This is a genomic window from Novosphingobium barchaimii LL02, from assembly GCF_001046635.1.
GTDB lineage: Bacteria > Pseudomonadota > Alphaproteobacteria > Sphingomonadales > Sphingomonadaceae > Novosphingobium > Novosphingobium barchaimii.
Window position 1 is genome coordinate 368,038 of record NZ_KQ130454.1, and the last position, 12,439, is coordinate 380,476.

The window sequence follows — 12,439 nt, forward strand, 5'->3', positions numbered from 1 at the left end:
CGCCCGTCATGAGCGAAACCGAAACCTCCGCCCCGACCACGGCGAAAGCCCCGAGCCCCAAGCCCTGGATCGAGGCAATCCACGCCTATGTGCCCGGCAAGTCCAGGGGCAAGGACGGGCGCCCGCTCATCAAGCTGTCCGCCAACGAAAACCCGCTGGGCACCAGCCCTGCCGCGCTGGCCGCGATAGCGCAGGCCCCCGCGCTCTATCCCGACCCCGACAGCACCGCGCTGCGCACCGCCATCGGCGCGGCGCACGGGATCGACGCTGCCCGCGTTGTGATGGGCACCGGCTCGGACGAACTGCTCAATCTCATCGCGCAGGGCTATGCCGGGCTTGGCGATGAAGTGATCTACGTGCGCTACGGCTTCGCGGTCTACGATATCGCGGCCCGCCGCTGCGGGGCGGTGCCGGTAGTGGCGCCCGATGCCGATTACGGCACCGATGTCGATGCGCTGGTGGCACTGGTGACGGACAGGACCCGCGTGATCTTCGTCGCCAACCCCAACAACCCCACCGGCTCCTACCTGCCCGGCGGCGAGATCGCGCGGCTGCACGCCGCCCTGCCTGCCGACGTGGTTCTGGTGATCGACCAAGCTTACGGCGAATATGTCGCCCCCGAAGACAGCGACGGTGCGCTGGCACTGGCCGGCGAACATGAGAACGTGCTGGTCACCCGCACCTTTTCCAAGATCTTCGGCCTTGCCGGCGAGCGGATCGGCTGGGCCACCGGCGCGCCGGGCCTGATCGCCACGCTCAACCGCATTCGCGGGCCGTTCAACGTGTCCGCCACGGGCCAGGCGATGGCGCTGGCAGCGCTGAACGACGGCGCCTTCGTCGAAGCCAGCCGCATCCACAACCGCGACGAGCGCGCGCGCTTCGTCGAAAAGCTGGAAGCGCTGGGCAACCACGGCCTGCGCCCGCTGCCGAGCCAGGCGAATTTCGTGCTCATCCTGTTCGAAGGCGCGCTTACCGCCGAAACCGCTTTCGACGGCCTTGCGGATCGCGGCTATATCGTACGCTGGCTCCCCGGACAGGGCCTGCCGCAGGCGCTGCGCATCACCATCGGCAAAAGCGAAGACATGGACGCCATCGCGGACGGCCTGCGCGAAATGGCGGAAAGCGCGAAGTGACCTTCGCCCGGATCGCCATCATCGGCCTTGGCCTGCAAGGCGGCTCGATCGGCCTCGCGGTGCGGGAATACCTGCCCGAGGCCCGGACCACCGGCTACGACCTCTCGCCCCAGCACCGCGCCCTCGCCGCAGCGCGCGGCCTGGTTGACACGGTGTGCGAAACCGCCGCCGATGCCGTGCGCGAGGCTGACCTCGTGATCTTCTGCGTGCCGCCCGGCGCCATGGGCATGGCTGCCGAACAGGTGCGCGAGGCGCTCCCCGCAGGTGCCCTCGTCAGCGATGTCGGCTCATCCAAGGAAGCCATCGCCAAGGCCCTGGGCGAAGCACTGCCCGACCACACCGTGATCCCTGCCCACCCCGTCGCCGGCACCGAGAATTCGGGCCCGGACGCTGGCTTTGCGCACCTGTTCCGCAACCGCTGGTGCATCGTCACCCCGCCGGCCAAGGTCGACATGGTGATGCTCTCGCAGCTCGTCGGCTTCTGGGAAGCGCTGGGCGCCAATGTCGAGATCATGACGCCGGGGCACCACGACCTGGTGCTTGCTGTGACCAGCCACCTGCCGCACCTCATCGCCTACACCATCGTCGGCACCGCCTCCGATCTTGAGGACGTGACGCAGGGCGAGGTCATCAAGTATTCCGCCGGCGGCTTCCGCGACTTCACCCGCATCGCCGCGTCCGACCCGACGATGTGGCGCGACGTGTTCCTTTCGAACAAGGAAGCGGTGCTGACCATGCTCCAGCGCTTCACCGAGGACCTGACCGCGCTGCAACGCGCGATCCGCGTGGGCGACGGCGACAAGCTGTTCGACCAGTTCGCCCGCACCCGCGCGATCCGCCGCTCGATCATCGAGGAAGGCCAGGACGATGCCCGCGCCGATTTTGGCCGCGGCGATCACGAAGGTGTCTCAGCCGGCAAGCTATAAGGCGCACCAGCAGACGATAACGCATATTTAACCCGCGCCCCGGGAGCCCGAAGCGTTTTCGGGCTTTTGAGCGGTGAAGCCTCGCTCAAGGACGCCCTCCGCCCATGCAGCTTTCCATTGTCACTACCCTTGATTACGCCGTGCGCGGCCCGGTCGATGTCCTCCTCCAGATAGAGGCGGCCATGATTCCCGAGCAGCGCGTGATACAGGCCCGCATCGATCTGCCACTGCTCGACCATTTCGCCCGCGTTTCTGCCCAGGCCGACATCGGCGAACGCATCTGGCTGCGCACCGCCGCCCCGCTGCAGGTCCGCTACGAGGCCACCGTCTCGGTCGAACGGATGCTGGCGGACGTGGACACCCTCCCGGCCATGCCCACGTACCTGCTGCCGGGCGAGACGGTCGATTACCTGATGCCCTCGCGCTATTGCACGTCGGACACGTTCCACGAATTCGTCGAGAACGAGTTCGGCCACCTGCAGGGCGGAGCCCGCGTCGCCGCCATCCGCGACCGGATCGCCGCCACCCTCACGTATGAGCCAGGCTCCAGCGATGCGTTCACCACCGCCGCCGACACCTTCAAAAGCTGCCGGGGCGTGTGCCGCGACTATGCGCACCTGATGATCGCCCTGGTTCGCGCCAGCGCCATCCCCGCGCGCTTCGCCAGCGTCTATGGCCTGGGCGTGGAGCCGCAGGACTTCCATGCGGTGGCCGAAGTATTCCTCGACGGCGCCTGGCACATCGTCGACGCCACCGGCATGAGTTCGCCCGACCGCATCGCCAAGATCGGCGTCGGGCGCGATGCCGCCGACGTTTCGTTCCTGTCCAGCTTCGGCGATGTCGAAATGCTGTCGCAGACCGTCGAGGTCAACGAACTGGTGCCCGCCTGAACCGACTGGTGCCTGATGGGGCTTCGACAAGCTCAGCCTGAGCGGCATCGGGGTCATGGAATGTCATCCGCTCACCCTGAACTTGTCGAAGGGTCAGGGGGCCTGCCGAAACCCTTTCAGCTATCCGCAGACTAGACGTTCAGCACGTTGATGGCCGCCAGCACCCGTGCCTCGATCTCCTCGCGCGGGAGGCCGGGCTCGATGCGTTCGCCCACGCGCACGGTGATCGTGCCGGGCTTCTTCCAGCGCCGATGATAAAGCCGCCCGCTGTTCACCGCCACCGGCACCACGGGCAGCCCCAGCAGCTTGTAGACCCCGGCGAAACCGGACTGCAAGGGCGGGCGCTGGCCGGTGGGCACCCGGGTGCCTTCGGGGAAGATCGCCAGCGTTCGCCCCTTCGCCGCGAAACCGCGCGCGCTGGAGATCATCTTGCGCAGGGCCCGCGCACCTTCGCCGCGCTCCACCACGACCGCGCCGTAGCGCCGCGCCGCCCAGCCCCAGCCCGGCAGTTCGGTCAGTTCGGCCTTGGGGAAAGGCGCGGGGTGGCGCATCTGCGCGGGCAGGTCGATCGCCTCGTAGAAGCTCTCGTGCTTCATCGCGACCAGCACGCCGCCGCCCGGCATCTCGCCCTCCACGACAACGCGGATACCCAGCAGCCAGCGCGCGCATAGGCGGTGATACAGGCTCCAGCCGCGCGCTGTGCGCCGCATCAGTTCCTCGTTCACGAAGGAGGCCAGGCCGGTGACGATCACGAAGAAGATCGTGCCCAGATAGAAGGTGACGTAGAACAGCAGGCTGCGCACCACGTCCAGCGGCGTGGCGGGCGAATCGATCTTGGTCACAGGGCTTCCCAGAGGTTGAGCGCGGCACGGGCCAGCAGCTTGTGGTATTCGAGGAACAACGCGCCAAGGCTGGGATGCGAGGGCACCCCGTCGCGTTCAAGCCTGACGTCGTTCGGAAATTCGCGGCCGATTTCCAGCGCGGCGCGGCGCATGTGCCAGTCCGCCGTGACAAGCCGTACCGACTTGGCCCCATGTTCGTTCACCCACTGCGCCGCTTCGATGGCGTTGGAGCGGGTGTCGTAAGCGCGGTAGCCCAGCGTCACGCAGCACTTCATCAGGCGCTGGGGAACCCGGAACTGCACCGCGAACTCACGCGGGCGCACTTCACGGTCGACGCCCGAGACCAGCAGGTCGGGCGCCTTGCCCGCTTCCAGCACCTTGAGCGCATGTTCGATCCGGCCCTGGCTGCCGGTCAGCACGATGATCGCATCTGTGCGTACATCGGCAGCCAGCGGCCCCGGCAGCGCTATGGCGAACCACAGGAACCCGAAAAGCCAGATCAGCACGATGAAGGCGACGAAGCGACGAAACATGATCTAGGCTATATAGGACTTAGTACGGACGAAAGCAGGCATTAAAGCAGGCATTAAAGCATCCGGCGCAAGGCGTGCAGCACGGTCAGCCGCGCGGTCAGCATCGCCAGCAGCGTCGCCAGGATCGGCACCACCGCCAGCAGCAGCCAGTCGCTCCAGATAAGCGCGCCATTGTCGACCAGCCCCGCGCCCAGCCCCGAGAAGCGGCGGGCAAGCGAAAGGATCACCACCAGCGCCAGCGCCAGTCCCACGGTACCGCCTCCGGCCGCATCGTAACCGATGGAGCGCTGGAACACGCGGGCCACCTGCGCATCGGTGCCGCCCAGCAGGTGGACGATCTCGATGGTATCGCGGTTCGCCCCGAGCGCCGACCGCGCCGCCAGCAGCACAGCTGCCGCCAGCGCCATGGCCAGCAGCGCCACCAGCGCGATCGCAAGCCATTGCAGTGAAACCATCGCATCGAAGACCGGACGCAGCCAGTTGGACTGCGCATCGATCCGGGCCGACGGCGCCGCAGGCATCACCCGCTTGCTGATCGCGGCAAGCTGGGCCGGCGTGGCGGGACCTTTCAGCCGTACATCGATCAGCGCCGGCACGGGAATCGCAGCGCCCGTGGCGGCGGCGATGCCGGTGCCCAGCCAAGGTTCGATCAGCGCATCCAGTTCCTCCTGCGGCACCAGCCTCAGACCGGCGATGCCCGGCATGGATTTCATCGCCTTGACCGCGCGCGCGGCCTGAGCGGCGCGGATGTCGGCGCGCGGCTCGATGATCTGGACGGTCACGCCGCCCTCGATCTCCGCCCGCGCCGAGGACACCGCGTTGCCCAGTGCCAGCCCGGCGGCCAGCGCGATCGCGGTCATCGCCACCATGATCGCGATCACCCACGGCATAGGCCCGGACATGCGCGCCTGCGGAATGATATCCACCGCCCGGCCCCTACGCAGCAGACCGCCGCGCAGCCAGCGCCCGAAATCGACAAGCCGTTTCATGTCAGTTTCCGGGGCGGATAGCGCAGCGCGCCCGTGGGATCGGACAGGCGCCCCCGGTCCAGCCGCATGATGAGGCTTTCGGGCACCTTGCGCAGCAGGTCGAGATCGTGGGTGGCGACCACCACGGTCGTCCCCTGCCGGTTGAGCATCTCGAACAGCCGCATCAGCTTCATGGCCATGTCGGGATCGACGTTGCCGGTCGGTTCGTCCGCCACCAGCATCGCCGGGCGCGCGATCACCGCGCGGGCGATGGCCACGCGCTGCTGCTCGCCGCCCGAAAGCGTGGCGGGACGTGCATCGATACGGTCGGCCAGGCCCACCCATTCGAGAATGTCGCGGACCGGACCGGCCAGATCGCGTTCCTGGTGCCCGGCGACGCGCAGCGGCAGCGCGACGTTATCGAAGGCGGAAAGGTGTTCCACCAGCCGGAAGTCCTGGAACACCACGCCGATGCGCCGGCGCAAGGCAGGCAGCCGCGCGCGCGGCAGGGTGATGGCATCGGTTCCGAACATGCGGATCGCGCCGCGCGAAGGGCGCTGTGCAAGATACAGCAGCCTGAGCAAAGAGGTCTTGCCCGCGCCGCTCGCCCCGGTGAGAAAATAGAACCGCCCCGGAAACAGCGTGAACGTCAGATCGCTCAGCACCTCGCGCTCGGTGCTGTAGCGAAGTCCGACATTGTCGAAATGAATGATTTCGCCGTCCGCGGTCATGCTCGTCTAAATGTTGTGTCAGTCGGGCCGAACGGGCGACGTAAAGCTCTATAGCCTCGCTTGCATGTGGAAAAAAGGGCGTCAGAGCGCGAACCCACAGGTCGGGCGCTTGTCGCGCGCGATGCAACCGTGCTTATGAGAGAGATCATGATCATCGCCTGCCCTGCCTGCTCTACGCGATATGCGGTTCCGGACAGTGCGATCGGCCTGGAAGGCCGTACCGTACGCTGTGCCAAGTGCCGCCACAGCTGGTTCCAGGAAGGTCCCGGCACCGGGGAAGCCCCGCAGGAAGCCGCACCGGCATTTCCCGCAAGCGAACCCGCACCGATCCCGCAGGAAGCATCCCTGCCGCCCCCGCCCCTCCGCACCGCCGCCGCGCCGCGCCCTGCGGTCGTCATCCCGCGCACGCCCGAACCCGCCCCCGCTCCCGCCCCCATGCCGGAGCCGGTAACCGCCGCGCGCGAATCGGCGGCAAGCGAAGCGCCGGCTGCCCTGCCGCGCCGTGAACAACGCTCCGCGCCCGTCACTTACGACGACACCGCGACCAGGCACTACGCCGACGAGAGCACTTCCAGCTTCGATTTCTCGCCCCCGTTCCGCCCGCGGCGCAACTGGGCGCGGATCGGCACGTATGGCGCGATCGCTTTTGCCATCGCCACGCTGGGCCTGGCCGGCGCCGTCGCCTGGGGCGGCATTCCGGACTGGCTGCCGCTTCCGCGCGCCACTTTCCAGCGCGCCCAGCCGGATCTCAAGCTGGATTTCCCGCGCGGCCGCCAGGATCGCAAGCCGCTCCCCGACGGCACCGAGTTCTTCAGCGTCAGCGGCACGATCAGCAATATCGGCGCGCAAAGCCGTAGCGTTCCCTCACTGCTGGTCGTCCTGCGCGACCGGCGTGAAACCATCGTCTATGAAAAGGAAGTCATGCCGGCCAAGCGCCAGCTGGCCCCCGGTGAGACGATCACGGTGAACGAAGCGCTTACCGACATTCCCAAGTCCGCCGCCGCCGCCGAAATCGGCTGGAAGCCGGATTGAACCCGACCTGCTCCTGACCCCCGGAAAATCCTGATCCGGGACGAAAGCCGGTGCCGGTGACAAATCATTCATTTGCCCGGCGCAGTTCGCATCCGCACAATTCCTGATGGGGACTTACGGATAGCGGGGCGATTCTTGAAGTGCAGGCTCTCTTGAGGCTCAGACGCAAAGCCTGGCTGAGCCGGTACGGCGCCGATTCGGCACTCGTATCGTGCATTCTGGGCATGCTGGGCGCCTGCACCGCATCCGGTGCAAGGGCGCAGGACATTCCGGCCGGAGACGGCGCCATTTCGGTGCAGAAACGCCCCCGGCCCGAACTGGACCCGGTCCCGGTTCGCTTCAGCGGGTTCGAAGTCCTGCCCTCGGCGGAACTGCGCACCGCCTATGACGACAATATCTATGCCGGAAATACCAACAAGGTCGACGATGCGCTCGTCACCCTTTCCTCCAGTATCGCTGCCCGGTCTACGTGGAGGCGCCATGCCGTCTCGCTCAACGCAACTGCCGGGCTGACACGCGGCCTGTCGCAGGACAATGAAAACACCAACACCTACGATGTCCAGGCCGGCGGTCAGCTGGACATCGGGGCAGGCACCCAGGCCTCTCTGCGCGCCGGATACTCACGCGCTTACGAACCGCGCGGTTCGGTCGGCGACACCACGCTGCGCGGCCCGCGTATCGCCTACAATACTCTGGAACTGGGCGCGCAACTGGAACACAATGCCGGCCGCCTGCTGCTGGGTGCGGAAGCGTCCCTGGATACATTCCACTACGGCGCCTACCGCGTGGCGGGCGCACAGATCGCGCAGGGAGAGCGCGATTACCGCACCTGGTCCACCTCGCTGCGCGCCGGCTACGCCATCGGCCCTGGCATCGCCGCCTTCGTCGAAGGCAGCTACAACAAGGCCCGCTACCCTGACGAGACAACCTCGCTCGACCGCAGTTCGGACGGGTATTCGCTGCGCGGCGGCGTACAGTTCGGCGTCACTCGCCTGATCCGCGGCCGCGCCGCCGTCGGCTACCAGAACCAGCGTTACGACGACCCCGCTTTCCCGCGCATCAAGGGTCTCGATTTCGCCGGCAGCCTGGAATGGAACCCGACGAAGCTGATGACCTGGACGGTAGAGGCGAAGCGCACGATCCAGCGATCCCCGCTCGTCGGCGTGGCCGGCATCCGCCAGAGCCGCTATTCCGGGAAGCTGGATTACGAACTGCGCCGCAATATCATCCTCACCGGCCGCCTCGATCAGACCGTCAGCGACTATGCCGGAACTCAGCGGGTTCAGAAGGACCTGGTCGGAACGCTGGGCGCGGAATGGCTGCTCAACCGCAATTTGCGCGTGTCGGCGCAAGGCGGGTTCCAGCGCACCCGCAGCGATGGCACCGGCGGACGCCAGTTCGATCGCAAGCGTGTCTCGGTTTCGCTCAGGTATGCCCTGTGACACGCCTGATACGCCTCGCGTCGACCCCGCTCGCCTGGCGCATCGTGATCGCCGCCGCGCTCGCCCTCGCAGTCCTGATGTTCGCGCGCCTGCCCAGCGACATCCCGCACCGCACTGCACGCCTCGTCGCGGCCTTCGCCTCCCCGGCGGAAGCTGAGGCGGGCATTCCGCCCCTCTCCCTTGTCCCGCCGCCGCCGTTGCCCGATCCCGCGCAGAGCATCCCCATCGCCGCAGACGCCGCGCGCCTGTCCAACGCGCAAGTGCCTATCGCCGATCTTCAACCGGCCCTGGCCGCGCCGTTCCGCTTCGTCGGCGCCCCCGATGCACACCTGCGCGCCCGCGACTGCCTCGCCCTCGCCGCCTGGTACGAAGCAGGCGACGATCCTTCGGGAGAGCGGGCGGTCGTCCAGGTCGTCCTCAACCGCGTGCGCCACCCGGCCTTTCCCGACAGCGTGTGCGCGGTGGTATTCCAGGGATCGCAGCGCCAGACCGGCTGCCAGTTCACCTTCACCTGCGACGGTTCGCTCGCGCGTATTCCCTCGCCGCCCGCCCTGACCCGCGCACGCGCCATTGCCGAGGCAGCGCTGTCAGGCGCGGTCGATGCCCGGGTTGGCCTGGCGACGCACTATCACGCCGATTACGTGGTGCCGCGGTGGCGCGACGGTCTGGTCAAGATAGCCCAGCAGGGCGCCCACCTTTTCTACCGCTGGCCCGGCTATTGGGGCTCGGCCGCTGCCATGTCGCGCGGCTCGGGCTCCGGCACCGAAAGCCCCCAGCCCGCCCTCGCCGCACTGTCGGAGATGCATGATCCGGCAGCGGCGCAGGCCGTCACGGTGCCGCAGATCCTGTTCGAACCCGTCCCCGTCGCAATCCCCCCACAGCTTGCGCCTTCCAGCCATTCCGCACTCGAAATGCAGCTCGACCCCGCGGCCCCGCCCGGCAGCTACGCACTCAAGGCGCTGGCGCTGTGCGGTAGTCTGGCGGAGTGCCGCGTGGCCGGCCGCCTTGGCGAAACCGGCAGCATCGCTTTCGTCTATGTGCGCATGGCCCGCACCCGCAGCGAAGGTGCCTACTGGGATTGCGCCCGTTTCCTGCGCAGCGACCGCGCCCAGTGCCTTCCCGGCGGACAGGCGCTCGACCGCCTGCTCGCCGTAAGCTGACCACGCCCTCGCCCATGTACGCAGACCACCCCGTTCACGACGACCTGCCCGAGCCGCCGCCGCCGACGCCCGACCAGATGCGCATGATCGCATCCCTCGCCCGGCCCCACGCCCGCTCCCTTGCTCTTGTCGCAGGTCTCACGCTGGCCAGTTCGGCGACGACGCTCACGATCCCCTGGCTTGCCGGCAACCTCGCGGGAAAGCTGATCGAGGCCGGGCCCCTGGGCACTACCCGGCTGGTCGTACTGCTCGTACTGGCCTTCATTGCTTCGGCGGCGCTCGCCGCAGTAGTCCAGATCGTTTCGGGGAACACGGCTGCGCGCATCCTCGCGGACCTGCGCGCGAAGCTCTACGATCATCTCCAGTCCCTGCCCGTCGGATGGCACGTCGCGCATCGGCAAGGCGATGTGCTCGCGCTGATGACCACCGAGGTCGCGCATCTGGGGCACTTTCTCACCGGCACTCTGATCGGCGTACCGCCGCTTTTGCTCACGGCTGCGGGCGCTGCCCTGCTGATGCTGCGGATCGATGCCTCACTGGCCCTGCTCGTGCCGCTGTTGATCCCCATCTACGTGATACTGCTCAAGCTCGTCGGGCGCCGCATGCGCGTTCTGGCTGAGCGCGAGCAGAACGCCGAAGCACAGGTTCTGGCGCTGGCCGAAGACAACCTCGGCGCCATTTCCGCCATCAAGGGTTTTGCGCGCGAAGACCTTGAAAGCACCCGGTACCGCAGCCGCGTGGAAATTGCTCGCCTCTACGCGGTCCGGTTGATCCGCATCCAATCCATCGTCGAGCCGGTAAGCGCGCTCGTCGCCTCGCTGGCTTCGCTCGGACTGCTGATGATGATCGGCGACCATCTGCATCAAGGGCGCCTTTCCGGGCAGGAGCTGTTTTCTTTTCTGTTCTACGCCGCGCTCCTCACCCGCCCTGTCGGCGAACTTGCCGAGACCTGGGGGCAGGTTCAGGTGACGCGCGGCACCCTGGCCCGCATGGCCAGCGTGCTGGCCACCGCGCCCGAGCCCGGCTACGCCGTTTCGAACCCCATGCCGCTGCTGCGGGGCGCGATCCACTTCGAAAAGGTAGACTTCGCCTATCCCGGCCGCAGCCGTGTCCTGCGCGGCTTCGACCTCGATATCGCGGCCGGCGAAAAGATCGCGATTCTGGGCGACAACGGCGCCGGCAAGACGACGATCGTTGCCCTGCTGCTGCGCCTTTACGACTGCCAGTCCGGGCGCATCACCCTCGACGGCAACGACATCACGCAAGTATCGGTGCAGGATCTGCGCGCGCAGATTTCAGTAGTCCCGCAGCGCGCCCAGCTCCTGAGCGGCACCGTGCGGGAGAACATCGCCTTCGGCCGCCACGGCGCCAGCCGCGCCGAGATCGACGAAGCCGCGCGCCGGGCCGACGCCTGGGACTTCGTGACCGCGCTGCCCCAAGGGTTCGACACCCAGATCGGGGATCGCGGCGTGCGGCTGTCCGGCGGTCAGGGCCAACGCATAGCGCTTGCCCGCGCGCTGCTGAAGGATGCTCCGATCGTCGTGCTCGACGAAGCGACCTCGATGTACGACCCTCACGGAGAAGAACGCTTCGTCGAAACTTGCACCCGGATCCTGCAAGGCAAGACGGTAGTTATCATCACGCACCGGCCGGCAAGCGTGGCATTGGCAGATCGGGTAGTGCGGATCTGAGAGACCGTTTGAAAATGCGCAGAAGAGCGCATTTTGAATGCGGCACCGGCGGCAGAATGGGCAAAGGCCATTTTCAAACGGTCTCTTAGCCGCGGACGCGGCCGGTATGCCAATGTTTCCGAAAGCGGGAAGACTATTGGAACTGGGTCCATTGCCCCAGCCCCCTTTACTGGCGCCGCTGCACGCGGCGCCGTCTTGCCGTTCACTTTTACTGCGGTCCGCACACGATGAGAGGGCAGGGAAGCCATGCTCCCCTACCCTCTTCTCCCCCGGTTATTCTGTCATCCCAGACGGCCTGCGAAGGCTCAGAAATAGCGCTCCAGCACGCGGATCGTATCACCGGGCATTACTGCCACGGCCTGGTTGGAATACAGCTCGACCGACTTTTCCGCCGGGTCCGAGGTACGGCGCAGGTTAACCCGCCGGGCATTGGCGCGGTAACTGAAGCCCCCCGCCGCAGCCACTGCCTGCTCGATCGTCCGCCCGGCGACATAAGGATATTCGCCCGGCTTCTGCACTTCGCCCATGATGTAATAGGGGCGATAATTGAGCACCTCCACGCTGACCCGGGGGTCCGTCATGTAACCCTCGCCAATGCGGGCCGTGAGCGCCTTGGTCACGTCGCTCACGGTCTGACCGCCTGCCGAAACCATGCCGATCAGCGGAAAGGCGATGTCGCCTGCGCTGGACACGGCATATTCACCCGACAAATTCGGCTCGTTGTAGACGGTCACGCGCAGCTTATCTCCAGCACCCAGCCGGTAGGCGCCAAGGCCCTGCTGTGCCTCGGCCGCGCCAAGCGGCGGCGCGCTCGATGTCGCGCAGCCTTGGATGAGGACCGCCAGCACCCCGGCTGCGGCAAAGCCGGCCAATCGCCTGCGCAGGCTGCAGATCATCGTCACCCCTGATTCTCCGTCAAGCAAATCTCGCTCCCGAGCATTCCTCACAAGGATCATCAAGACAAGCATCAATGTGATGTTACAGAAATATAATTTCAGTTCTTTCTCAAATATTACTTCCCAAAATCCACCATAGATCGAACTCCGGACGAACCCGTGATGTTACATTTTTGAAATGATATGAAGTCCGAC

Annotated in this window: 12 protein-coding genes; 7 read left to right on the top strand and 5 right to left on the bottom strand. The window is 66.7% G+C overall.

Features of this window, described 5'->3' with window-relative positions; genetic code table 11:
• Positions 1-8: 8 nt before the first annotated feature.
• The 3 genes from hisC (at position 9) to V474_RS12285 (ending at position 2,949) form a co-directional block, all read left to right on the top strand.
• Positions 9-1,133 carry a histidinol-phosphate transaminase gene (gene hisC / locus V474_RS12275; protein ID WP_059152125.1) on the top strand — a complete coding sequence of 375 codons (1,125 nt, stop codon included), beginning with the start codon at positions 9-11 and terminating at the stop codon, positions 1,131-1,133.
• Positions 1,130-2,059 carry a prephenate/arogenate dehydrogenase family protein gene (locus tag V474_RS12280; RefSeq protein ID WP_059151769.1) on the top strand — a complete coding sequence of 310 codons (930 nt, stop codon included), beginning with the start codon at positions 1,130-1,132 and terminating at the stop codon, positions 2,057-2,059. Before hisC ends, V474_RS12280 begins: the two co-directional genes overlap by 4 nt.
• 104 nt (positions 2,060-2,163) lie before the next feature.
• Positions 2,164-2,949 (top strand): transglutaminase-like domain-containing protein, encoded by a 786-nt coding sequence (locus V474_RS12285; protein WP_059151770.1) that lies wholly within the window; start codon positions 2,164-2,166, stop codon positions 2,947-2,949.
• A 131-nt stretch (positions 2,950-3,080) separates the two neighbouring features.
• On the opposite strand, the gene V474_RS12290 is transcribed toward V474_RS12285, so the two are convergent.
• The 4 genes from V474_RS12290 to ftsE are packed head-to-tail and all read right to left on the bottom strand — an operon-like array spanning position 3,081 to position 6,023.
• Entirely contained in the window at positions 3,081-3,791 is a 711-nt protein-coding gene (locus tag V474_RS12290) for a lysophospholipid acyltransferase family protein (protein ID WP_236711232.1), read from the bottom strand.
• Positions 3,788-4,324: a YdcF family protein gene (locus V474_RS12295; protein ID WP_059151771.1), complete on the bottom strand. Its 537-nt coding sequence runs from the start codon at positions 4,322-4,324 to the stop codon at positions 3,788-3,790. The genes V474_RS12290 and V474_RS12295 overlap by 4 nt, the downstream gene beginning before the upstream one ends.
• Positions 4,325-4,377: 53 nt before the next feature.
• Positions 4,378-5,313 carry a cell division protein FtsX gene (locus V474_RS12300; RefSeq protein ID WP_082699762.1) on the bottom strand — a complete coding sequence of 312 codons (936 nt, stop codon included), beginning with the start codon at positions 5,311-5,313 and terminating at the stop codon, positions 4,378-4,380.
• Positions 5,310-6,023 (bottom strand): cell division ATP-binding protein FtsE, encoded by a 714-nt coding sequence (ftsE, locus tag V474_RS12305; protein WP_059151772.1) that lies wholly within the window; start codon positions 6,021-6,023, stop codon positions 5,310-5,312. Before ftsE ends, V474_RS12300 begins: the two co-directional genes overlap by 4 nt.
• 147 nt (positions 6,024-6,170) lie before the next feature.
• Here ftsE and V474_RS12310 point away from each other — a divergent pair, with 147 nt between their 5' ends.
• From V474_RS12310 to V474_RS12325, 4 genes are all read left to right on the top strand, one after another.
• Positions 6,171-7,055: an MJ0042-type zinc finger domain-containing protein gene (locus V474_RS12310; protein ID WP_059151773.1), complete on the top strand. Its 885-nt coding sequence runs from the start codon at positions 6,171-6,173 to the stop codon at positions 7,053-7,055.
• 152 nt (positions 7,056-7,207) lie between these two features.
• On the top strand, positions 7,208-8,497 hold the full coding sequence (locus tag V474_RS12315) for an outer membrane beta-barrel protein (RefSeq protein ID WP_148649378.1): 1,290 nt from the start codon (positions 7,208-7,210) through the stop codon (positions 8,495-8,497).
• Complete coding sequence (locus tag V474_RS12320) at positions 8,494-9,657, top strand: cell wall hydrolase (protein ID WP_059151775.1); 1,164 nt, start codon at positions 8,494-8,496, stop codon at positions 9,655-9,657. The genes V474_RS12315 and V474_RS12320 overlap by 4 nt, the downstream gene beginning before the upstream one ends.
• Before the next feature lie 14 nt (positions 9,658-9,671).
• A complete protein-coding gene (locus tag V474_RS12325) occupies positions 9,672-11,348 on the top strand; it encodes an ABC transporter ATP-binding protein (RefSeq protein WP_059151776.1) in 1,677 nt (558 codons plus the stop codon).
• Positions 11,349-11,653: 305 nt separating this feature from the next.
• Here V474_RS12325 and V474_RS12330 read toward each other — a convergent pair whose 3' ends face one another.
• Positions 11,654-12,244, bottom strand: a complete 591-nt coding sequence (locus tag V474_RS12330) for a polysaccharide biosynthesis/export family protein (protein WP_082699763.1) — start codon at positions 12,242-12,244, stop codon at positions 11,654-11,656.
• Between the last annotated feature and the right edge of the window lie 195 nt (positions 12,245-12,439).

Excerpts from the sequence above, each read along its gene's own strand:
- V474_RS12310 (WP_059151773.1), top strand. The coding sequence starts at position 6,171 with ATGATCATCGCCTGCCCTGCCTGCTCTACGCGATATGCGGTTCCGGAC.
- V474_RS12300 (WP_082699762.1), bottom strand. The coding sequence starts at position 5,313 with ATGAAACGGCTTGTCGATTTCGGGCGCTGGCTGCGCGGCGGTCTGCTG.
- V474_RS12330 (WP_082699763.1), bottom strand. The coding sequence starts at position 12,244 with ATGATCTGCAGCCTGCGCAGGCGATTGGCCGGCTTTGCCGCAGCCGGG.
- hisC (WP_059152125.1), top strand. The coding sequence starts at position 9 with ATGAGCGAAACCGAAACCTCCGCCCCGACCACGGCGAAAGCCCCGAGC.
- ftsE (WP_059151772.1), bottom strand. The coding sequence starts at position 6,023 with ATGACCGCGGACGGCGAAATCATTCATTTCGACAATGTCGGACTTCGC.
- V474_RS12325 (WP_059151776.1), top strand. The coding sequence starts at position 9,672 with ATGTACGCAGACCACCCCGTTCACGACGACCTGCCCGAGCCGCCGCCG.
- V474_RS12295 (WP_059151771.1), bottom strand. The coding sequence starts at position 4,324 with ATGTTTCGTCGCTTCGTCGCCTTCATCGTGCTGATCTGGCTTTTCGGG.
- V474_RS12285 (WP_059151770.1), top strand. The coding sequence starts at position 2,164 with ATGCAGCTTTCCATTGTCACTACCCTTGATTACGCCGTGCGCGGCCCG.